Origin of the sequence: Castellaniella denitrificans (assembly GCF_027214045.1) — a bacterium.
In the GTDB taxonomy this organism is placed as follows: domain Bacteria; phylum Pseudomonadota; class Gammaproteobacteria; order Burkholderiales; family Burkholderiaceae_B; genus Castellaniella; species Castellaniella denitrificans_A.
Genome location: NZ_JAPWHE010000004.1, coordinates 210411 through 233154, shown reverse-complemented (window position 1 = coordinate 233154; position 22744 = coordinate 210411). Strand labels below are relative to the sequence as shown.

The following is a 22744-nucleotide window of genomic DNA, read 5'->3' as shown; positions in this document are numbered from 1 at the left end:
GAACCCGGTGCTCAGGACACGACGCCGCTACGTTCCCGCAAGATTTCCGCGTACAGTTCCAGATAGCGGCGTGCGACTTCGGGCCAGGCATGGCGGGCCAGCACGTCCCGCGCACCGGCCCGCAGCCGTTCGCGCAGGGCGGTGTCCGAACGCAACCGCCCGATGGCCAGGGCGAGTTCGTCCGCCCGTTCGGGATGGCTCAGCACCAGGGCCTCGGCGTCTGGCCGGACATACTGCGCAAAGCCGCACCAGGGCGCGGGGCTGAGAATCACGGGCAGACCGAAGGACATGGCCTCCAGGGGCGCCATGCCGAAACTGTCGTTCAGGGTGGGATGCACATACAGATCGGCCGCCTGGTAATAGGGTTCGACCTGCGAGGTCTCGGCCACCAGGTGCACACGCGCGCGCACGGATTCGGGTGCGCGGGCCACGCAATCTCGCGAGGCGGCATTGGCGCCGACGACCAGCAACAGCACATCGTCGGGCAGTGCGGCAAGCGCCTGAAGCACGGTGGGCAGGCCCTTGCGCATCGGATTGCGCGCCACCAGCAGGCATAACGTGCCGGCGGCCGGAAGCCCCAGCCGGTCCCTCGTCTGGCGACGCTGTTCATCGGTGACGGGATCGGCCTGCGCCACGCCCGGCGCGATCACCGGCGCGATCAGGGTCGGGCCATAGGCCTGCGCCAACTGATGCGCGATCAACTGCGACACCGCGACGACCCGATGGCCCGGGCGCGGCGCCACACGCCGGGCCTCCAGGCTCAGGTAGGTGCGCACCCGCGGACTGAAACGGGACAGCCAGCGCCTCGCGACGGAAAGGGGCTGCACCCGCCAGCGGTAGCGCACTGGTGTGACGTGCACGACTTCCACGTCACCGCACCAGCCGTTCATGTGGGAATGGACGATGTCATAGCCATCCCGCGTGGCGCGCGCCGCGCGCCGCGCGAACAGCCAGACCCGGACCCAGCTGGGCCAGCGCCGGCCGACGACGATCGGCCGGAACGGCAGCCGCAGATCGCAGGCGGGATCGTATTCCCGGGCGAAGACCGTGACCCGATGTCCGGCGGCGGCCAGTTCCCGCATCAACGCCACGCCGTAGGCCTCGGCGCCGCCGTAGCGGTTGCCGAAACGATCGACGACGAAAGCGATGGACAGTGAGGGCTCAGCCATGAGCGGCGGCCTCGGCCTTGCGGCGGCGCCGGTCTTCGAGTTGCGTCAGGCATTTCTGCAGGAAACGCAACAGGTGGGTCGAGCGCGCGATGGCCACACGCGGCAATGCGTAAGGATCGTCGTCCAGCCGCGCCAGACCGCGCGCGGTGGTGGTGGCGCTGTCATAGCCCGCCTCGCGCACGATATCCGCCAAGGCGGGCGTGAATTTGCCGTAGGGATAACAGAAGGCCCGCACCGGGACCCCCGCAATCTGTTCAAGCGCGTCGCGCGAATCGCGGATTTCATTGACGGCCAGTTCCGGCGAGATGCGCGGCAGGACGGGATGATTCAAGGTATGCGAACCGACCTCGTGGCCGGCGGCCGCCCAGGCCCGCATTCCGTCGGCGTCCATGAGCGGCGCGGCGGGAACGCCCTCGTTGGCGTCCCAGACGTTGCTGCCGCCCAGTTGGCGGACGACGAAGTAGTTGGTGGCCTCGAAGCCGCATTCCTCGAGCACCGGCACCGCGTGCTCGAGCACGTTGGCATAGCCATCGTCGAAGGTGATGCCGACGACCTTGCCCTGCTTTTCACCCCGCAGATAGGGCCCAAGCCGGGACATCGACAGACCCCGGTAGCCCAGGCGCCGCAACCACAGCATCTGGCGCCGGAAATCCCGGGGATGCACGGTCAGACCCCGGTAGGGCGTACCGCGCGGGCCGGGTTCCCCGATCTGGTGGTACATGAGGATGGGAATCATGAGCGGATTATATCGGCCGGGCCGGCATCACGCGCAGACCTGCCGATAGAACGCCAGGGTCCGTTCCGCGAAAACCGGCATGGAAAAGCATTCCTGCGCCCGGGCACGGGCGGCGGCGGGCATGCCGGAAGGAACAGGATGCGCCAGGCGATCCATCAGCCAGGCCTCGGTCGCGTCCACGTCCCCGGCCGGGACGATCCAGCCGTCAATCCCATGGCGCACAACCTCCGGCAGACCGCCCGCATCCGACACTAAAGTCGGCAATCCCATGGACAGCGACTCACAGGCCGCGAAGGAACATGCCTCGTGGAATGAGAGGACGAACCCGGAATCGGCCGCCGCCAGCACTCGCTCCGGACGCCCCACCAGTCCCGGAAAAAAGACAGCCGAATCAACGCCCAACGCCTCGAAATCCCGTCGCAACGCGCCACGTGGCGGGTCACCCGCAACCACCACGCGAATCCGTTGCTTCATGCCGTCGGGCAGACGGGCCAATGCCTGAGCCAGCACCAGCCAGCCCTTGTCCCGGTCCGTTCCGCCCACGCTTGCCAATACCAATACATCCTCAGGCAGATCTCCCAAGAGAGACCGCCGCGCCTCGGAGACCTCGGCGGGCGAGCTTGGATGAAAACGCTCGGTATCAACACCATGATGGATGGCGCGCATGGGCAAGCGCCGATAGGCTGTCTTGCGCAGCATCCGCGTCACGAACTCGCTGACGCCAATGGTCCCGTCCGTGCCGAAGCGCGCCCTCAGCCAGTGGCCGATGCCCCGCACCGGCATGGTGTTGTGCTTGGTCCAGACGATACGCGGCGGGCGGCGCAGACCGATACGGGCCAGCATCGCCTGACGATGGTCGGCCGATCCGTTCACATGGACCAGGTCGAAGCCGCCCTCGCGCAACAGGCGTCGCAGGCGGGCAACCTCGGCCAGCATCGGCCCCGGGCGCGTGCTGAAGGACACATCCATGCAGCGTACCCCCGGAATCCGGCCGGCCTGCTCGAACAGGCGGCTGGTGCCGGGCGTCGCCACGGTCACCTGGTGCTCCCCTTGGAAGGAGCGCGCCAGATTGACGACATAGGTGGCGTGGCCGCCGCCGTTACGAGGGTGGAAGTTGGTGTAGAGGATCTTCATGCAATCAAGAGCGCCGGGACTCGCGCCCCAGCCAATACAGTTTCACGTAGCGATAGAAGCTGCCCGTGCCGGCCATGCCGGCCAGCACCAGGCCCTGCCAGCCGTCCAGGAAGCCTCGCCGCAGCACGTAGTGTCGCGCGAAAGTCCAGAAACCGTGGCCGAACGGCCCCAGCACCGTGGTCCGTCGACCCCGCTCGAAGGCGCCGCGCGCGGCCTCGGTGGAATAACGGTTGATCTTGTCGATGAAGACCTCGAGGCTGGCATAAGGGTAATGCAGGAAATGCCCGGACAGCGTATCCGTACATCCCCGGACCTCGACGTGCTCGTGCACGGCCGCATCGGTGAAGCGTCCCGCATCGCGGCGGAACAGCCGCACCACGTAATCCGGCCACCAGCCGCTATGGCGGATCCAGCGGCCGCAGAAATTCGACAGCCGGGCGATGCGGTAGCCTTGGGCGGCGGGCGCCTCCAGGGCTTTCTGGATGGCCCGGGCCAGTTCGGGCGTCACACGCTCGTCGGCATCGATGGACAGCACCCAGTCGCCGGTGGCGAGGTCCAGTGCCCGGTTTTTCTGTCGTCCGAACCCTGGCCAGTCCGGTGCGATTGCGACCCGCGCGCCCCGCGCCCGGGCAATCTCGCAGGTGTCGTCCATGCTGCCCGAGTCCAGGACGATGATCTCGTCGGCGAAGGCGACGGAATCGAGGCAGTCGCCGATATGCGCGGCCTCGTTTTTGGTGATGACGATGACCGACAGCTTCATGCGTTCACCCTGCATAGCGCTGTCCGCGCTTCCATCGTTTCCAGGCGTTGAACATCGGCCCGAGCAGCGGATGGGCCGCCACGCGGATGCGCCGGCCGACCGAGGCGCCGGAAGTGTCGCGCACGGCGAAGCGGAAAATCGAGGCCGGATCCGAGCCCGGCCGATTGCGGCCGAAGGCCCGTGTCGTGTACAGATGCCGGAAACCGGCCGACTGGGCGATGCGGACGTAATCCGCATCGAAATAACCCTGCGGCCAGCACAGATGATCGGAGACTTCGCCCAGATGCCGCGCCAGGCTGGCACGCGACTGAGCCAGTTCGTCGACCATGCGGGCGTTCTTGTCGCCTTCCTGCTTGTCCCAGCGGGTATGGGTATGGGTATGGCTGTGAAATTCGACCTGCCCGTCAACCCGCATTCGTTCGATCTCTGACCAGCGCAGGGCAATCCCGGCGGCATCCCCCGCCGCGATGCGGCGCATGCATTCGGCGTGATCGGGGGTTTCAGGCAACGCCGCCCCGCGTTCGTCCGCACAAGGCCGCGCGGGCCCGTCGCCGATCCAGGAAGTGACCAGAAAGATCACGGCATGGAAGCCATATTCACGCAGCAGCGGCCAGGCATGGACATAGTTGTCCAGGTAGCCGTCGTCGAACGTGATCAGCACGGAGCGTTCAGGCGCGGCCGCGCCCGCCAGATGCGCGGCGAATTCCTCGCACGTCAGTCCGCGATAGCCATGGTCGCGCAGCCAGGCGAGCTGGTCGCGGAAATGCCCAGGCGTGACGTTGATGGCCCCCCCCGCAGGGGTGACGTGGTGGTACATCAGCACGGGGACCGTACGATTTCCGCTCATGGGACGCGCTCCTCAAGCCATTGTCCATAGCATTGCTCGGTGCGGCGCACCAGGCCTTCCAGGGTAAAGCGCTCGCCTTCGCGGACCGCCCGCATCCCGGCCCGGCCCATGGCGCGGCGCCGATCGGGGTCGTCGATCAGCGACGTCAGCGCCGCCGTCAGCGCCGCCGCGTCACGCAAGGGCACGAGCAGGCCGGTCTCGCCGTCGCGCAGCATCTCGGACACCCCGCCGACGTCCGTACCGATCACCGGCAGACCGGCGGCGGCGGCCTCGACGAAGACCGTACCGGAGGCTTCCTGCTCGGTCGCCAGGGCGAACACATCGAAGCCGGCCAGCACGTTGGGAATGTCGGACCGGCGCCCGGTGAACAGGACCTTGTCGTCCAACCCGAGCGTGTGCACATAGGCCTGCAGATTCTCCAGGGTGGGAGAGCCGTCGCCCACGAGCACCAGGAAGACCTCGGAGCGCTTGAGCAGGCCGGCCATCGCGTCGATCAGGGCACGATGGCCCTTTTTCTCGCGCATCACGGACACGCAGCCGACCACGACGGCGCCGTCGGGCAGGCCCAATTCGGCGCGCAGGGTGGAGTGCTCGACCGGGGCCGGCAGCGGGATCGGGGAATACACAGTGGCCACGCGCTCCGGCGCGGCGCCGCGATCCAGCAGCAAGCGCCGCACATGCTCGCTGACCGTCGTCACCCGATGCGGCACGACCGTATAGGACAGCAGCGAACCCGGCTTGACCGCCAGATGCCGTGTGCGCACGATCAAAGGCGTGCCCGCCAGGCGGGCCGCCACCCCCGCCAACATCGTATCGCGCCGGCTGTGCGTGTTCAGCACATCGAAACGGCCTTCGCGCAGGATGCGGCGCACCCGGAACACGCCCCGGAAATAGTTGCGCGGTCCGTCCATCAACATCGTGTGAACATGGAAACCTTCTTCACGCAGGCGCTGCGTCAGGCGGGCGTGCGGCTGGCACAGCGCCTCCAGGTGATGGCCTGCGGCTCGCATGGCACACATTTCCTTGAAGATGCGGTTCTCCTGACCGCCAAAACCGGTCGCCGCCTCGGAATGCAGGATACGCAGCGGCTTCATCCGTAGTTGATCTCCACATCGTCGCGGGACAGCCACTGCCGCGCATCCGCGATCAGCGTCTCGTCCATGCGCACGCGCCAGTCTTCGCCCAGCCGCAGCAGGCAGGAAAAGCGCGGGCCACGCAGGCGCAGTTCCACGGGCACGCCGGATTCGGCCGAGCGCCAGGGGGCCAGAAGATCCTGCAGGCGGCCGGGGTCCAGCCCGTCGGACACGGACAGGCGCAGGCTGCGCGCGCGGCTTTCACGAATGCGCTGCAGATCGTACAGATCGTCGGCCGACACACGCAACCCGCCGGAATAGTCATCGTGGCTGACACGCCCCTGGATCACCAGGGGGCGGTCCTCTTTGAGGCTCAGGCGGTGTTGCTCATACAACTCGTTGAAGATCGCGACCTCGATCTGGGCGCTGCCGTCATCCAGCAAGGCGTAGAGCATCTTGCCGCGCCGGGTCATGCGCACGCGCACTTCCGCCAGCACGCCCGCCAGCCACTGCTGGCCGCGCGAAGGCGCCAACCGCGCCAACGGCGTGGGCGCCACCCGGCGGATCTCGTCGCGCCAGGCGTCGAACAAATGACCGCTGAAATAAAAACCCAGGGCGGTCTTTTCTTCCCGCAGATGGGTTTCCAGATCCCAAGGCGCGACACGCGCGACCTCGTCCGCCACCAGTTGATCGGTATTGTCGTCGAACAGCGAGACCTGGTTGGCGTTGCGTTCGGCCTGCTCGGCGGCCTCGATGGCGCTGCCCAGGGCTTCGAGCAGGGCCGCGCGGTTGGACTCCAGGGCGTCGAAGGCGCCGGCGCGGATCAGGGCCTCGATGGTGCGCCGGTTGACGGCGTGGCGGTCCACCCGGGCGCAGAAATCGAACAATCCGGTAAACGGGCCGCCAGCCTCGCGGGCGGCGATGATGGCCTCGACGGCGGACTGGCCCGTCCCTTTGACCCCGCCCAGGCCGTAGCGGATGGTGCGCGGCGGCCGGCCCTGGGCGGTGTGCGCGTCGGCCACCGGCGCGAAGCGGTAGCCGGATTCGTTGACGTCGGGCGGCAGGACGGCCACATCGTTTTCCAGGGCGTCGCGCCAGAAGATCTGGATCTTGTCCGTGTCGTCCATGTCGGACAGCATGGTCGCGGCCAGGAATTCCGCCGGATGATAGACCTTGAGCCACGCGGTCTGGTAGGAAATCAGGGCATAGGCGGCCGAGTGACTCTTGTTGAAGCCGTAGCCCGCGAATTTCTCCATCAGATCGAACAGATGGGCTGCCAGGTCCGGGTCGTAGCCCTTCTTGGCCGCGCCTTCCTGGAAGATCACGCGGTGCTTGGCCATTTCCTCGGGCTTTTTCTTGCCCATGGCGCGGCGCAGCAGATCGGCGCCCCCCAGGGAATAGCCGCCGACGATCTGCGAGATCAGCATCACCTGTTCCTGGTAGACGATGACGCCGTAGGTGCTCTTGAGCACGGGTTCCAGGTCGGGGTGGAAATAATCGACTTCGGCGCGGCCGTGCTTGCGATTCACGAAGTCGACCACCATGCCGGATTCCAGCGGCCCGGGCCGGAACAGCGCCAGCAGGGCGACCACGTCTTCGAACGTGTTGGGCCGCAGGCTTTTCAGCAGTTCCTTCATGCCGCGCGATTCCAGCTGGAACACCGCCGTGGTGTTGGCGGCCGACAGCAGGTCGTAGGTGGCCTGGTCGTCCAGCGGCAGCGCCATCAGATCGAAGTCGCGCTGGTCAGGATTGAATTCGCGCACGTACCGCACCGCCCAGTCCAGGATGGTCAGGTTGCGCAGACCCAGGAAGTCGAACTTGACCAGGCCGGCGGCCTCGACATCATCTTTGTCGAACTGGGACACGACGCTGGATTCGCTGCCCGGCTGGCAATACAGAGGGCAGAAGTCGGTCAGCTTGCCCGGCGCGATCAGGACGCCACCGGCGTGCATGCCGATGTTGCGCGTCAGGCCTTCCAGGGGCCTGGCCAAATCGATGAGGGCGCGGATTTCCTCGTCGGTGTCGTACAGTTCGCGGAAAGCGGGCTCGTGCTCCAGCGTACGGTCCAGCGACCAGGGATCGGCCGGATTGAAGGGGATCATTTTCGAGAGCCGGTCGCAGACGCTGTAGGGCATCTCCAGCACGCGGCCCACGTCGCGCACCACGGCCTTGGCACCCAGAGTGCCGAAGGTGGCGATCTGGCTGACGGCGTCGCGACCGTATTTTTCCTTGACGTATTCGATGACCCGTTCGCGGTTGTCCTGGCAGAAGTCCACGTCGAAGTCGGGCATGGACACGCGCTCGGGGTTCAGGAAACGCTCGAACAGCAAGTCATAGCGCAGCGGATCAAGATCGGTGATGCCCAGGCTGAAGGCCACCAGCGAGCCCGCGCCCGAACCCCGGCCCGGCCCCACCGGCACGCCGTGACTCTTGCCCCAGTTGATGAAATCCTGAACGATCAGGAAGTAGCCGGGGAAGCCCATGCCGATGATGGTCTTGCATTCCAGGTCCAGGCGGTCCTGGTAGGCGGGCATCCGGCGGGCGCGCTCGTCGGCGTCCGGATACAGCTGGACCATGCGGCGGGCCAGCCCCTCGTGGGCCAGCCGCACCAGATAGTCGTCCAGCGACACGCCGTCCGGCGTGGGAAATCGCGGCAGTTGCGGCTCGTCCAGGGTCAAGGTCAGGTTGCAGCGGCGGGCGATCTGTACCGCGTTGGCCAGGGCCGAAGGCACGTCCGCGAAACGGCGCGCCATATCGGCGCTGTCGGGCATGTACTGTTCCGCGGTGAAGCGCCGGACGCGGCGCGGATTGCCCAGCAGTTCGCCTTCGGCGATGCAGACGCGGGCCTCGTGGGCGCGGAAGTCGGACGGCGCGATGAACTGGATCGGGTGCGTGGCCACCACCGGCAGGCCGCAGTCCGCCGCCAGGCGCAACGCCGACTGGACGTAGGCTTCGTCGCCATCAAAGCCGGCACGCTGCAATTCAATGAAATACGCGTCGGGAAAATCGGTGGCCCATTGGCGCGCCAGGCGGCGGGCCTCGTCTTCGCGACCGGATTCCAGGGCCTGCCCCACATCGCCCGCGCGCGCGCCCGACAGGACGATCAGGCCATTCCGTCCCGACAGCCATTCGCGACGCATTTCCGCCCGCCCACTCTGGCTGTTTTCCGTCCAGGCGCGCGCCAGCAGTTCGCACAGGTCCAGATAGGCGGCATGATCGGTGGCCAGCAGCAGCACGCGAAAGGGCTTGTCCTCGTCGGCCGGATTGTGGAGCCAGACGTCACAGCCGGCGATGGGCTTGATGCCCGCCTTGCGGGCCGCTTTGTAGAACTTGATCCAGCCGAAAAGATTGGCCAGATCGCTGATCGCCATGGCCGGCTGGCCGAATTCCCGCGCCCGGTCGATCAGGTCGGGAATGCGCGCGATTCCGTCCACCACGGAAAACTCGGAATGGCAGCGCAGATGGACGAACAGGGGGGTGTCTGGGGACAGGGTCATGGGGGGATTGTATCGATTGTCAGGGGCGCTATCGCGGCATGGCGGCCCAGGCCTTTTCCAGGCGCTTGACCGAGACCGGGAAGGGGGTGCGCAGCGTCTGGGCGTAAAGCGCCACGCGCAGCTCCTCCAGTTGCCAGCGGAAGGCGTCAAGCCGGGCGTCGGGCGCGCCCTTGAGCGCCGCCCGCGCCCGCTGCCAGGGCGCGGCGAGCCGGGCGATGTCGGCCATCGCGGCGGCGTCGCGCGCGGGGTCGGCGCGCAGCTTGTCGATGCGCATCTGCGCGGCCTTCAGGTAGCGCGGCAGGTGCCCGAGCTGCTCCGGCGGCGTGTCGCGCACGAAGGCCGGCCCCAAGAGCGCGTCGAGTTGCTGGCGGAGGTCCTGCTGCGCCTGCGGCCAGGGACGTGCCTGGGGCAGTTTTTTGACCAGGGCGGCGCGCTCGGCCAGGATGACGCCAACCAGCCGGGCCCGTTCCTGGGCCAGCAGGCCCAGGCGCGCACGGCCCTCGCCGCAACGTTGCTCGAAGGCCGTCGCGTCGGCGGGCCAGGGATCCATCAGGCATGCCTGGTCCAGCGCCGCGTCGATCAACTGGTCGCGCAGTTCCTGCTGGGTTCCCAGGTCCATGTACAGCATGCCCATGCGGGTCAGGTCCGGCAGGTTCTTTTCCAGATAGCGGACCTGCTCCCGCAGGGCCAGACGGAACAGCCGGCGCAAGCCGACCGCATGCACGCGCCGGGCCTCCTGGGGATCGTCGAAGACGTCCAGGTCGCAGGATTCGCCCCGATCGCGCAACGCCGGGTAGCCGATCAGGGACTGGCCTCCGCGCTGGATCTCCAGCAATTCCGGCAGCTCGCCGAAGGTCCAGGCCGTCAGGCCCTCGTGATCCAGAACCCGGGCGGCTTGCTGATCGCGGGCCGCCACTTGCTGGAACGAGACCTGGGCCTGACGGCCATGCTCGGCGCGCAACTGATCCAGATTGCGACCGCCCGACAACATGCGGCCATGCTCGTCCACCACTTTGAAATTCATGAACAGGTGCGGCGGCAGTGTCTCCAGCTTGAAGTCGGTCGTCTGGACGCGCACCCGGCACTGCTCCCAGATATCCCGCGCCAGCGCTTCCAGCAAGCCCATGCCAGGATCGGCGGCGCGCTCGAACCAGCGTTCGTGGAAACCGGCCGCATATTCTGGCAGCGGCACGCAGTGGCGGCGCAACTTCTGCGGCAGCGATTTCAGCAACAGGAGAGCTTTTTCCTTGAGCATGCCGGGCACCAGCCATTCGCAGCGCGCGGCGTCGATCTGGTTGAGCGCGAACAGCGGCAAGGTCAGCGTCATGCCATCGCGCGGCGAACCGGGTTCGAAATGGTAGTCCACAGCCAGGTCGGTCCCGGCCCATGCCAGTCGGCGCGGGAAGACCTCCGTGGTGACGCCCGCGGCGTCATGGCGCATGAGTTCATCGCGGCTCAGGTTCAACCGCGCGGCCGCCTCGGCGTCCAGTCCCTTGTACCAGGCCTCGAGCGTGGCCGTCTGGCTCACGTCGACGGGGATCTGACGGTCGTAGAAGGCGTAGATCAGCGCATCGTCCACCAGGATGTCCGGACGCCGGCTCTGATGTTCCAGCCGTTCGATGGACGCGATCAGCCGCCGGTTGTGGGCGATGAAAGGCAGCTTGCTGTCGATGTCCCCGGGGACCAGGGCATCGCGGATGAAGATTTCCCGCGCGGCCTTGGGGTCGATGCGGCCATAGTGCACGCGGCGACCGGTATACACCGGCAGCCCATGGACGGTGCCACGCTCGTTGGCGACCACCTGGCCGGCCTTTTTTTCCCAGCGTGGATCGGACCAGGCGCGCTTGAGCAGGTGCGCCCCCGCCCGTTCGACCCAGGCCGGCTCGATCTGCGCCACACAGCGTGCGTACAGGCGGGTGGTTTCCACCAGTTCGGCCGCCAGCACCCAGCGGCCGGCTTTTTTCTGCAGAGGCGACCCCGGGTGAATGGCGAAGCGGATGTCGTGCGCGCCCTGGTACAGGCCGCCATCCTCGGACTTCATGCCGATGTTGCCCAGCAGTCCGGCCAGCAGCGCCATGTGGATCTGCTCGCGCGTGGCGGGCGTCTCGTTCAGCCGCCAGCCCTGTTCCCGCGCCAGGGTCAGCAGTTGCGTGTGCGTGTCGTGCCATTCACGCAACCGGATGGGCGACAGGAATTTCGCGCGGATCTGGTCCACCAGTTTGCGCTGCGAAGCCTTGTGCGCGACCTGGTCGCCGTACCATTGCCAGAGCTTCAGCCAGGCGAGGAACTCCGACTGCTTGTCGTTGAACTGGGCATGGGCGTTGTCGGCCGCCTCGCGCGCCTGCATGGGACGGTCGCGCGGATCCTGAACGGACAGTGCCGCCGCGATGACGAGGATTTCCGCCAGGCACTGGTGTTCGTGCGCGGCGAAGACCATGCGCGCGATGCGTGGATCGACTGGCAGTTTCGCCAGGGCGCGTCCCACTCCGGTCAGGCGGTTGCGCTCGTCCAGCGCGCCCAGTTCCTGCAGCAACTGATAGCCATCGGCGACGGCCCGGCCCGTGGGCGGCTCGACGAAGGGAAAGGCCTCGATGTCATCCAGCCGCAGCGATTTCATCCGCAAAATGACCGAGGCCAGCGACGAGCGCAGGATCTCCGGATCCGTAAAGGCCTGGCGCCCCTTGAAGTCCTCTTCGGCATACAGGCGCACGCACACGCCCGGCCCCAGCCGGCCGCAGCGTCCGGCGCGCTGGTTGGCCGAAGCCTGGCTGATCGGCTCGATGCGCAACTGCTCGACCTTGCTGCGCCAGGAATAACGTTTGATGCGCGCCAGGCCACTGTCGACGACGTAGCGGATGCCCGGCACCGTGAGCGATGTCTCGGCCACGTTGGTGGCCAGCACGATGCGCCGGGCGTTGCCGCGCGGATGGAAGATCTGCTCCTGTTCGGCACGCGACAGCCGCGCATACAGCGGCAGCACCAGCGCACCCACGGGATGGCGCTTGCGCAGGGCCTCGGCGCATTCGCGGATTTCGCGTTCGCCTGGCAGGAAGACCAGCACGTCGCCGGTTCCATGGCGGGCGCACTCATCCACGCCGTCCACCACGGCGTCGACCAGATCGCGCTCCTCGTCGCCCTGCCCCGGCTTGCGGCCGGCGGGAGCGTCCTCGTCATCCCGACGCACGGGGCGGTAGCGCAGCTCCACCGGAAACAGGCGGCCCGAGACCTGGATCACCGGGGCCGGCCGGTCCGGCGCGCCGAAGTGCCGGGCGAAGCGGTCGGCATCGATGGTGGCCGAGGTGATGATCAGCTTCAGATCCTTGCGGCGCGTCAGCAGGCGCTTCAGGAAACCCAGCAGGAAATCGATGTTCAGGCTGCGCTCGTGCGCCTCGTCGATGATCAGGGTGTCGTAACGGCGCAGCAGGGGATCGCGCTGAGTCTCGGCCAGCAGGATGCCGTCGGTCATCAGCTTGATGGCCGTGGCCGGGCCGGCGCGCTCGGAAAACCGGATCTGGTAGCCCACCCAGTCGCCGATCTCCGTCCGCAGTTCCTCGGCCACGCGCTGGGCCACCGATGTGGCGGCCAGGCGGCGCGGCTGGGTATGGCCGATCATGCCGGTTCGCCCGCGCCCCAGTTCCAGGCAGATCTTGGGCAACTGGGTGGTCTTGCCCGAACCGGTCTCGCCGCAGACGATGACCACCGGATGATCGGCGATGGCACGCGCGATTTCCTCGCGGCAGGCGCTGACGGGGAGGTCTTCCGGGTACTGGATGGGCGGCAGGAGCCGGTCGCCCGCGCCCGCAGGCGGACGCGGCGAAACGGGCCGGCCGGGCGCAGGGCGGGCCGGTCGCGATGGATTTTCTGGCATACGGTCGGGAAAAAGGCAATCGCTCATTATAATTTCGCTATCGTAAGAAACCGATGCCCGCCCCCGCCCCCGAGACCCGAGCCCCGCCGCCCGCCATGAGTTCCGTAGAAACCGACACCTATTCAGCCCAGGACGCTCCCGAATTCGCCCCCGCGCAGTTCGTGCGATGGTTCCGCGAGGTCGCCCCCTACGTGCACGATTTCCGCGGCAAGACCTTCGTCGTGGCCTTCGGCGGCGAACTGATCGAGGACGGCGGCCTGGAGGATCTGGTGGCGGATCTGTCGCTGCTGTCCGCCCTGGGGATCAAGCTGGTCCTGGTGCACGGCTCGCGCCCCCAGGTCAACGAACAACTGCGCCTGAAAGGCCACACCACCCAGTTCGGCCGGGGGACGGAGCCCACCAGCCCGGAAGCGCTGGAATGCGCCAAGGAGGCCGCCGGGGAAATCCGCCTGGACATCGAGGCCGCGTTCAGCCAAGGGCTGCCCAACACGCCCATGTCGCACGCCAAGATCCGCGTGATTTCAGGCAATTTCGTCACCGCGCGACCGGTCGGCGTGATCGACGGCGTGGACTACCGGCGCGCCGGCACGGTGCGCAAACTGGACATCGACGCCATGCGCAACGTCATCAGCCAAGGTGCCATCGTGCTGCTCTCGCCGCTGGGCTTTTCCCCCACCGGCGAGGCTTTCAACCTGGCCATGGAGGACCTGGCCACCAACGCCGCCGTGGCGCTGCGCGCCGAAAAGCTGATCTTCCTGACCCAGAACCGTACCGTCACCGAAACCGACGGTTCGGTGGACACGGAACTGGCCCGCAAGGACGCCGACGACCTGCTCGCCCAGGACATCCTGGACGAAGACACCTCCGCCTTCCTGCGCCACGCGTCCCTGGCGGTCAAGCGCGGCGTGGCGCGCGCGCACCTGGTCCCCTACACCATGGACGGCAGCATCCTGCTGGAAATCTTCACCCACGACGGGGTGGGCACCATGGTGGTCGAGGACACCCTCGAAGACCTGCGCCCGGCCGTGGCCGACGATGTGGGCGCCATCGTCCAGTTGATCGAACCCCTGGAGGCCGACGGCACCCTGGTCCCGCGCGGCCGCGCCGTGATCGAGCGCGATGTGGAAAAATTCACGGTGCTGGAACACGACGGCGTGATCTACGGTTGCGTGGCCCTGATCCCGTACCTGGACGACGGCATGGCCGAAATGGCCTGTTTGATCGTGCATCCGGAATGGCAAGGCACGGGCGACGGCGAAAAGCTGCTGCGCCACGCCGAGACCAGCGCCCGCGCCCAGGGCGCCCGGCGCCTGTTCGTGCTGACCACGCGCACCTCGCACTGGTTCCTGAAGCGCGGCTTCGTCCAGGGCGGCGTCTCCGACCTGCCCCATGAAAAGCGCGCCCATTACAACCATTCGCGCAACAGCCTGATCTTCATCAAGCGGCTATGAAGATCCTTGTCACCGGCGGCGCAGGATTCATCGGCTCGGCCCTGATCCGGCACTTGATCGGCCACAGCGGCCACTCGGTCATCAACGTCGACAAGCTGACCTACGCCGGCAACCTGGAATCCCTGGCGTCCGTGGCACAGAATCCCCGCTACGCTTTCGTCCATCTGGACATCTGCGACGCGGCCGGTCTGGCCGACGTCTTCGAGCGCCACCATCCCGACGCCGTGATGCATCTGGCGGCGGAGTCCCATGTGGACCGCTCCATCGACGGTCCCGCCGCCTTCGTACAGACCAACCTGGTCGGCACCTACACGCTGCTGGAGGCCGCCCGTGCCCACTGGAACAGGCTGGACGCCGCCGCGCGGGTCGCCTTCCGCTTCCACCACGTCTCCACCGACGAGGTCTACGGCGACCTGGCCGGCACCGAAGACCTGTTCACGGAAACCACGCCCTACGCGCCCAGTTCTCCCTATTCCGCCACCAAGGCGGGATCGGACCACCTGGCACGGGCCTGGCATCGCACCTACGGCCTGCCGGTGCTGGTGACCAATTGCTCCAACAACTACGGTCCTTGCCACTTCCCCGAAAAGCTGATCCCGCTGGTCATCCTGAACGCGCTGGAAGGCAAGCCCCTGCCCGTCTACGGCCAGGGCTTGCAAGTCCGGGACTGGCTCTATGTCGAAGACCACGCCCGCGCCCTGCTGCGCGTGCTCGAATCGGGCGTACCCGGGGAAACCTACAACATCGGCGGTCATAATGAACAGCGCAACATCGACGTGGTGTGCGCCGTCTGCGACCTGCTGGAGGAACTCGCTCCCGAACACCCGGCCGGCGTGGCGCGATACGCCGACCTGATCACCCACGTGCCCGACCGTCCGGGGCACGATCTGCGCTACGCCATCGACGCCGGCAAGATCGCCCGCGAACTGGACTGGACGCCTCGGGAAACGTTCGCCACCGGTTTGCGCAAGACGGTGCGATGGTATCTGGAGCACCTCGACTGGTGCCGCCGCGTGCAGGACGGCAGCTACCAGCGCCAGCGGCTGGGCCTCGGCGATGCGGCGGTCTGATCCGCCGCGCATCCTGGTCACGGGCGCCGATGGCCAGTTGGGACACTCGCTGCGCGCGCTGGCCGAACATCGCTTCGATGAAGCCCGGTATGAATTCCTGAGCCGGCGGCAACTGGACGTCACACGGGCCGACGCCGTGGCCGCCCGACTGGACGCCCACCCCGTCGACCGCCTGATCAACGCCGCCGCCTACACGGCCGTGGACCGCGCGGCCACCGAGCCGGCACTGTCCCGCGCGATCAATGCGGATGCGCCCGGCCTGCTGGCGCACGCCTGCGCGGCACGCGGCATCCGCCTGCTGCACGTCTCCACCGACTACGTCTTCGACGGACGGCTGGATCGCCCCTACCGGGAAGACGACCCCACCGCACCCCTGAACACCTATGGGCAAGGCAAACTGGAGGGCGAGCGGGCCGTCCTGGCCGCCGCCCCCAGCGCCGCCGTCGTGCGGACCGGCTGGGTCTTCAGCGCCTGGGGCGGCAATTTCGTGCGTACGATGGTGCGCCTGGGCGCGCAGCGCGACACTCTGCGCGTGATCGACGACCAGATCGGCGGCCCCACCTGGGCCGGCCACCTGGCACGGGTCCTGCACGCCCTGGCCCTGCGACCCGACGAGGGCGTGCCGGGCGGTCTGTACCACTTCGGCGGCCAGCCCTGGGTCAGCTGGCACGGCTTCGCGCTTGAGATCCTGGGCCGGGCTCACGCCCGGGGCCTGATTGCCCGCCGGCCCCGGGTGGAGGCGATCGCCTCCGCCGACTGGCCCTCGCCCGAACCCCGGCCGGCCAACGGCCGCCTGGACTGCGCCCGGCTGGAGGCCCTGCTGGGGCCTCTGGAGCGCGACTGGCGCATCGGACTGGACCAGGTCCTGGATGTCTGGCGAGCGCAGGGATTCTGACCGCGGAGCCTGTTCCGTGTCCGGACTCATCTACAATGCCGGCTTCCCCGATCGAATACCGAAGAGGTACCCGACATGGCACGCATGATCCAATGCCGCAAGCTCAAACGCGAGGCCCAGGGCCTGGACTATCCCCCGTACCCGGGAGAACTGGGCGCACGCATCTGGCGCGAGATTTCCAAGGACGCCTGGGCCAAGTGGCTGGACATCCAGACGCGGCTGGTCAATGAACACCACCTGAGCCTGGCCGATCCCGAGGCCCGGAAATTCCTGGCCGGTCGCATGCAGGCGTTCCTGTTCGACGACCAGGACGTCGAGGCCCAGGGCTACGTGCCGCCCTCGGCCTGATTCCAGGTGTTCTGTCCGGCTGATTCCGGGCTTTACTTTCGGCGTTCCATCTCGCCGCTTTCAGGCGGCTCGGGCGGTTCGCCGCGCGCCAGGCGTTCCGTGTTGGTGACACCCGTGTGCCGCACATCGTCGCCGCGCACCATGTAGATCACGCGCTCGGCCATGTTCTTCGCGTGGTCGCCGATGCGCTCGAGCGCGCGGGCGATGAAGATCAGGTCTATGGAACGCGAAATCGTGCGCGGATCCTCGATCATGTAGGTGATGATGTGACGCAGGGAGGCCTTCCATTCCTTGTCCACATCCTTGTCGTTGCGCACGACCTGGGCGGCGGCGACGGGATCCTCGCGCGCGAAGGCGTCCAGCGCCGCACGGATCATGCTGGCCACCGCATCGGCCATATGGCGCAGTTCCACCACTGGCTCGTAGGACGAGTCGGATTCATGCAGACGGCGGGCGACCTTGGCGATTTTCTCGGCCTCGTCGCCGCAGCGTTCCATGTCGGTCAGCATCTTGGAGACCGACAGCAGCAGGCGCAGATCGCCCGCCGTGGGCTGGTTGCGGGCGATCAACTGGCTGATGCGCTCGTCGATGTCGACCTCGAACTGATTGACCTGCCGCTCGTGCTCGCGGACCCGGTCCACCAGATGCAGTTCGCCCCGGGCCAGGGCATGGATGCCGTCCAGGACCATGGATTCGACCAGTCCGCCCATCTGCAGGAACATGGACCGCGTCGTTTCGAGTTCGCTGTGAAATTGCTTGTTGGTGTGTTCCAGCATCCGGGACCTCTGTCTGCCGTCAGGCGGTTCAACGATCGCAAAGCGTACCATCACGTCCGCCGCTTGGAAAGAATGCCCCAGCATAGCAGCATCCTGTGACAGGATCATGACGGTGGACCCGCCTGGATTCAGTCGCGCAATTCCAGCCGCGAAACGCCCGCCTGCCCCGCCACCAGCGCCACCTGGGCGCCGGCGATCGCGAACAGGCCGCAGCAGACCACGCCCGGAATGTTGTTCAGCACCGCCTCGAATTCGGCGGGGTCGTCATAGCGCAGACCGGAGACGTCCAGGATCTGGTTGCCGTTGTCCGTGGTGAAGCCTTCGCGCAGGCGCGGTTGCCCGCCCAGCTGGCGGACCTCGCGGGCGACGGCTTCGCGCGCCAGGGGGATGACCTCGATGGGCAGTGGAAAGCCGCCCAGCCGTTCGACCAGCTTGGACTCGTCGACGATACAGAGGAAACGGTCCGCCACGGAGGCCACGATCTTCTCGCGCGTCAGCGCGCCGCCGCCGCCCTTGATCATGTTCAATTGATGGTCGATCTCGTCCGCGCCGTCCACGTACAGCGCCAGCGAGGCCACCTCGTTCAGATCCAGCACCTGGATGCCGGCCGCCTGAAGGCGGCGCGTGCTGCGCTCCGAACTGGACACCGCCGCGCGGAAGGCTCCGCGGTGGGGGGCGAGCAGATCGATGAAACGGTCCACGGTCGACCCCGTGCCCACGCCCAGGACGCTGTCGGGCCGCAACTGGGGCAGCACATCGTCGAGGGCGGCCTGGGCCGCCTGTTGCTTGAGTTCGTCCTGGGTGAGCATGGGCATGTCCGATCGGGGGCTGGAAGAATCGTATTGTAGTGTCGTCAGGACGCGGCATGCCGGAGCGCACCGGGGCCGCGCGCCGCGCGCGGCACACACTGCGGCGCGCAGGCGCCATAATGGGCCCATTCACGCAGACTCCGCCACTTCATCCATGGAAGACACGCGCCTTTCCCCCGCCGACCTCGACGCCCTGCGCCAGGCCCACGCCCTGCTGGAAAATCCGGGCCTTGCCGCGCGCATCACGAACCTGATCGGCGCCCCCGTCGAGAAATTCCTGGACCGGCTGCCCGCGAGCTGGAACGCCCGGATCGGCCAGGCCACCCGGCTGGCCCTGAGCAAGGCCGCCGACGCCGCCCTGTTCACGCTCACGGACAAGCCCGGGGGCGTGAGCTCGAACCAGTGGCACAAGCTCGGCGCAGCCGCCACCGGCGGCGCCGGTGGATTCTTCGGCCTGGCCGGTCTGGCGGTGGAGTTGCCGATTTCCACCACGATCATGATGCGTTCAATCGCGGACATCGCCCGCAGCGAAGGCGAATCGCTGGTCGCCCCGGACACCCGGCTCGCCTGCCTGGAGGTTTTCGCCCTGGGCGGAGCGAACGAGTCCGACGACGGCGCAGAAAGCGGCTACTACGTCGTCCGCGCGGCGCTGGCGCACGCCGTCAGCCAGGCCGCCGAGTACGCCGGCGGCCGCATCGCCGTCGAAAAGGCCGCCCCCCCCGCCCTGATGCGCCTGATCACCCTGGTGGCGGAGCGATTCGGCATCCAGATCACGGAAAAAGCCGCCGCGCAGGCCATCCCCGCCCTCGGCGCGGCCGGCGGCGCCCTGATCAACACCCTGTTCATCGACCACTTCCAGGACATGGCCCGCGGCCATTTCATCATGCGCCGGCTGGACCGGCACTATGGGGAAGAAGCCGTGCGGCTGGCGTACGAAAGCCTGGACCAACGCGGCAAAGACTGATTACCGCGAAAACGCCGGTGTTCCGGCCGGCACGGGCGCGGCCGCGAGGACACGCCGAAGGGTTATTCAAACGTTCCTTCACAAATTTGCAATAATTCCGCGTCTTCCGAATATTCCCCCATCATGCTCGACCTATTCTCCGGCCTGTCCCTCACGGTAGGGCTCAGCCTGGTTCTCGCGCTGGCCCTCGTCCTGGTCTTTGAATTCATCAACGGCTTTCACGACACCGCCAACGCCGTCGCCACGGTCATCTACACCAAGGCCATGCCGCCGCATCTGGCGGTGCTCTTCTCAGGCATCTGCAACTTCCTGGGCGTGCTGCTCGGCGGCGTGGGGGTGGCCTACGCCATCGTCCATCTGCTTCCTGTGGAACTGCTGCTCAATCTGGACAGCGGACGCAGCCAGGTGATGGTGTTCTCGATGCTGGTCGCCGCCATCGCCTGGAACTTCGGCACCTGGTATTTCGGCATCCCGGCCTCCAGTTCGCATGCGTTGATCGGTGCGATCCTGGGCGTGGGTCTGGCCAACGCCTTGCTCACCGGACTGCCCGTGAATGCGGGCATCAACTGGGGCAAGGCCATCGACATCGGCCTGTCGCTGCTCCTGTCGCCCCTGGCCGGTTTCATCGTCGCGGCGCTGCTGCTGCTGGGGTTCAAGAGGCTGTTCGCGGACTCGAAGATGCACAAGACACCCGAAGAACGCCGCGCCATCGACAATAAGAAACACCCGCCGTTCTGGAACCGGCTGGTGCTGGTTTTGTCAGCCATGAGCGTCAGCTTCGTGCACGGCTCCAACGACGGCCAGAAAGGCATCGGCCTGATCATGCTGGTGCTCATCGGCATCGTGCCGGCCAAATTCGTGCTGGATCCCGCCAGCACGCCCTACCAGATCCAGCGCACTTACGACGCCGCCGGCCACCTGAGCGACCTCTACCTGCGCAATGCGGACACCCTGGGGGACTATCTGGCGCTCGACCGTCCGCCCGGCACCGACCTGCCTCAATCCCTTCACTGCGATCCGAAGAACACCCTGACCACCATTCAGACAGTGCGCCGCAACCTCGACGGCGTGCGCGCCTATGACGACCTGCCGCCCGAGACGCGCGGACGCATGCGCCGCGCCCTGCTCTGCCTGGACGACACCGCCCGCAAAGTGGCCGGTCTGGGCACACTGCCCGTTCACGAACAGGCCGATCTGCGGCGCCTGCGCGCCGACCTGAGCGTGACGACGGAGTACGCGCCGCTCTGGGTGATCGTCGCGGTCGCCTTGGCCCTGGGCATCGGCACCATGGTGGGCTGGCGACGCGTGGTGTTGACCGTGGGCGAAAAAATCGGCAGGCAGGGCATGACCTACGCCCAGGGGATGGCCGCGCAGATCACCGCCGTCGGCGCCATCGGCGTGGCCAATCTGTTCAGTCTGCCGGTCTCGACCACCCAGGTCCTGTCCTCCGGCGTGGCCGGCACCATGGTCGCCAACCAGAGCGGCCTGCACGCAAGGACCGTGCGCAACATCCTGCTCGCCTGGGTGCTGACTTTTCCGGCCAGCATGCTGCTGTCCGCGGGCTTGTTCAGCGCGGCGGTCTGGCTGTTGGGCGTGTGACTACCCCGCCCGCTTCGCCGCCTGGATCTGCATGCGGTTGACCGCCACGACGACCACGCCCACAGCCACCATGAACAAGGTCGCCAGGGCGTTGATCTCGGGCTTCAGGCCCAGGCGCACTCGGGAGAAGACTTCCAGCGGCAGGGTCGTATAACCCGGCCCGGACAGGAAGGACGCCACCACCACGTCATCCAGCGACAGGGTGAAGGACAGCAGCCACGCGGCCAGCAGGGCCGGAGCGATCAGGGGCAGCGTGATCTGGAAAAACACCCGCAGCGGCGAAGCCCCCAGGTCCAGGGCGGCCTCTTCCAGCGAGCGGTCCAGGTCGCGCACCCGTGACTGGATGATGACAGCGACGTAAGCCGTGCACAGGGTCACGTGCCCCACCCAGATGGTGAACATGCCGTTGCCGTCGGGCCAGCCGAACACCTTGGACATCTCGACGAACATCAGCAACAGCGAAATGCCCAGCACGACCTCGGGCATGACCAGCGGAGCGCTGAGCATGCCGATGTACAGGCCGAAGCCCCGGAACCGCCCCATGCGAGCCAGCACGTAGCCGGCCCAGGTGCCGATGGCCACCGCCGCCGTGGCGGTCAGGGTGGCGATCAGCAGAGACAGCTTCGCCGCCGCCAGCAAGGCATCGTCCTGGAACAGTTCTCCGTACCAGCGCAACGAGAAGCCCGACCAGGAAGTCATCAGCGTGGAATCGTTGAAGGAGAACACCATCAGGCAGGCGATCGGCACGTACAGAAAGCCGTAGCCGACCACCAGCGTCAGAAAGCGGAACCAGCCGCCGCCGCGCCTCATGACCGTCCCCCCAATTGCCGGGCCTGGTTGTACTGGAAGATGGACAGAGGGACGAGCAGCAGCAGGACCATCACGCAGGTCACGGCCGCAGCCATCGGCCAGTCGGCGTTGTTGAAGAACTCGTTCCACATCACGCGCCCCATCATCAGGGTGTTGGCCCCGCCCAGCATCTCGGGGATGACGTATTCTCCCACCGAGGGGATGAACACCAGCATGGCGCCCGCCACCACGCCGGGCATCGACAGCGGCAACGTGATCCGCAGGAACGCGTTCCAGGGCCGCGCGCCCAGGTCGTAGGCGGCTTCGAGCAGGCGGTGGTCCAGCTTCACCAGGTTGGCGTACAACGGCAGGATGAAGAAAGGCAGATAGGCATAGACCAGGCCGATGTAGACGGCCAGGTCGGTGCGGTAAATCTCCAGCGGCGCATCGATCAGCCCCAGGCTCATCAGCAGGTGATTCAGCAAGCCGTCGTTGCGCAGGATGCCGACCCAGGCGTACACGCGCAGCAGCAACGAAGTCCAGAACGGCAGGATCACGCCCAGCAGCAGCAGGTTGCGGATCTCCGGACGCGCGCGGGCGATGTGGTAGGCCATGGGGTACCCGATCAGCGCGCAGCAGACGGTCGTGACCAGCGCAATCTTCACGGAATTCAGGTACACGGCCGCGTAGAGGCTGTCGGTGAACAGCAGCACATAGCCGCGCAGGTGCAGCGCCAGAGACAGCGTTTCGTCCTGCAGCGTGGCGATCGGCGTATAGGGCGGAATGCCGAACTGCAAGTCGGACAGGCTGATCTTCAACACCAGCAGGAAGGGCACCAGCAGGAAAAGCGCCAGCCAGACAAAAGGTACGCCGATGGCGAACTGGCGGGCGCTGGGGCGATGACCGGGAAGTTTCAGATGCATCGGCGTCTCCGGACGCTGGGATCGGTGAAAGCGCGG

Annotated in this window: 18 protein-coding genes; 6 read left to right on the top strand and 12 right to left on the bottom strand. The window is 67.1% G+C overall.

The features are described 5' to 3' along the window. Positions 1–11: 11 nt before the first annotated feature. Genes O4H32_RS08305 through hrpA form a run of 8 tightly spaced genes read right to left on the bottom strand, consistent with a single transcriptional unit; the run spans position 12 to position 13084 of the window. Positions 12–1169, bottom strand: coding sequence for a glycosyltransferase family 4 protein (locus O4H32_RS08305; RefSeq protein WP_269358146.1), 1158 nt, complete (start codon positions 1167–1169; stop codon positions 12–14). Continuing rightward, positions 1162–1905 (bottom strand): polysaccharide deacetylase family protein, encoded by a 744-nt coding sequence (locus O4H32_RS08300; protein WP_269358144.1) that lies wholly within the window; start codon positions 1903–1905, stop codon positions 1162–1164. Before O4H32_RS08300 ends, O4H32_RS08305 begins: the two co-directional genes overlap by 8 nt. Before the next feature lie 27 nt (positions 1906–1932). Then, positions 1933–3039 carry a glycosyltransferase gene (locus O4H32_RS08295; protein ID WP_269358142.1) on the bottom strand — a complete coding sequence of 369 codons (1107 nt, stop codon included), beginning with the start codon at positions 3037–3039 and terminating at the stop codon, positions 1933–1935. A 4-nt stretch (positions 3040–3043) separates the two neighbouring features. Then, positions 3044–3799: a glycosyltransferase family 2 protein gene (locus O4H32_RS08290; RefSeq protein WP_269358140.1), complete on the bottom strand. Its 756-nt coding sequence runs from the start codon at positions 3797–3799 to the stop codon at positions 3044–3046. A 4-nt stretch (positions 3800–3803) separates the two neighbouring features. Further along, positions 3804–4646, bottom strand: a complete 843-nt coding sequence (locus tag O4H32_RS08285) for a polysaccharide deacetylase family protein (protein WP_269358138.1) — start codon at positions 4644–4646, stop codon at positions 3804–3806. Beyond that, on the bottom strand, positions 4643–5740 hold the full coding sequence (locus O4H32_RS08280) for a glycosyltransferase family 4 protein (RefSeq protein WP_269358136.1): 1098 nt from the start codon (positions 5738–5740) through the stop codon (positions 4643–4645). Before O4H32_RS08280 ends, O4H32_RS08285 begins: the two co-directional genes overlap by 4 nt. Beyond that, complete coding sequence (gene dnaE, locus O4H32_RS08275; protein ID WP_269358134.1) at positions 5737–9216, bottom strand: DNA polymerase III subunit alpha; 3480 nt, start codon at positions 9214–9216, stop codon at positions 5737–5739. Before dnaE ends, O4H32_RS08280 begins: the two co-directional genes overlap by 4 nt. Positions 9217–9244: 28 nt before the next feature. Then, positions 9245–13084 carry an ATP-dependent RNA helicase HrpA gene (gene hrpA / locus O4H32_RS08270; protein ID WP_269358132.1) on the bottom strand — a complete coding sequence of 1280 codons (3840 nt, stop codon included), beginning with the start codon at positions 13082–13084 and terminating at the stop codon, positions 9245–9247. Between the two features lie 95 nt (positions 13085–13179). On the opposite strand from hrpA, the gene argA reads away from it, so the two are divergent. The 4 genes from argA (at position 13180) to O4H32_RS08250 (ending at position 16848) form a co-directional block, all read left to right on the top strand. Continuing rightward, on the top strand, positions 13180–14535 hold the full coding sequence (gene argA, locus O4H32_RS08265; RefSeq protein ID WP_269358130.1) for an amino-acid N-acetyltransferase: 1356 nt from the start codon (positions 13180–13182) through the stop codon (positions 14533–14535). Continuing rightward, on the top strand, positions 14532–15605 hold the full coding sequence (rfbB, locus tag O4H32_RS08260) for a dTDP-glucose 4,6-dehydratase (RefSeq protein WP_269358128.1): 1074 nt from the start codon (positions 14532–14534) through the stop codon (positions 15603–15605). The genes argA and rfbB overlap by 4 nt, the downstream gene beginning before the upstream one ends. Further along, a complete protein-coding gene (gene rfbD, locus O4H32_RS08255) occupies positions 15592–16500 on the top strand; it encodes a dTDP-4-dehydrorhamnose reductase (RefSeq protein ID WP_269358126.1) in 909 nt (302 codons plus the stop codon). Before rfbB ends, rfbD begins: the two co-directional genes overlap by 14 nt. A 75-nt stretch (positions 16501–16575) precedes the next feature. Then, positions 16576–16848 (top strand): oxidative damage protection protein, encoded by a 273-nt coding sequence (locus O4H32_RS08250; RefSeq protein ID WP_269358124.1) that lies wholly within the window; start codon positions 16576–16578, stop codon positions 16846–16848. A gap of 32 nt (positions 16849–16880) precedes the next feature. Here O4H32_RS08250 and phoU read toward each other — a convergent pair whose 3' ends face one another. After that, entirely contained in the window at positions 16881–17624 is a 744-nt protein-coding gene (gene phoU / locus O4H32_RS08245) for a phosphate signaling complex protein PhoU (RefSeq protein WP_269358122.1), read from the bottom strand. Positions 17625–17752: 128 nt separating this feature from the next. Then, entirely contained in the window at positions 17753–18433 is a 681-nt protein-coding gene (gene rpiA, locus O4H32_RS08240) for a ribose-5-phosphate isomerase RpiA (RefSeq protein WP_269358181.1), read from the bottom strand. A 154-nt stretch (positions 18434–18587) separates the two neighbouring features. Here rpiA and O4H32_RS08235 point away from each other — a divergent pair, with 154 nt between their 5' ends. Both O4H32_RS08235 and O4H32_RS08230 read left to right on the top strand, forming a co-directional pair. Then, positions 18588–19397, top strand: a complete 810-nt coding sequence (locus O4H32_RS08235; protein WP_269358120.1) for an EcsC family protein — start codon at positions 18588–18590, stop codon at positions 19395–19397. Between the two features lie 123 nt (positions 19398–19520). After that, entirely contained in the window at positions 19521–20996 is a 1476-nt protein-coding gene (locus O4H32_RS08230) for an inorganic phosphate transporter (RefSeq protein ID WP_269358118.1), read from the top strand. Here O4H32_RS08230 and O4H32_RS08225 read toward each other — a convergent pair whose 3' ends face one another. Together O4H32_RS08225 and O4H32_RS08220 are read right to left on the bottom strand one after the other, a co-directional pair. Then, positions 20997–21806: an ABC transporter permease subunit gene (locus tag O4H32_RS08225; protein WP_269358116.1), complete on the bottom strand. Its 810-nt coding sequence runs from the start codon at positions 21804–21806 to the stop codon at positions 20997–20999. It abuts the gene before it with no gap. Further along, a complete protein-coding gene (locus tag O4H32_RS08220) occupies positions 21803–22708 on the bottom strand; it encodes an ABC transporter permease subunit (RefSeq protein WP_269358103.1) in 906 nt (301 codons plus the stop codon). Before O4H32_RS08220 ends, O4H32_RS08225 begins: the two co-directional genes overlap by 4 nt. Between the last annotated feature and the right edge of the window lie 36 nt (positions 22709–22744).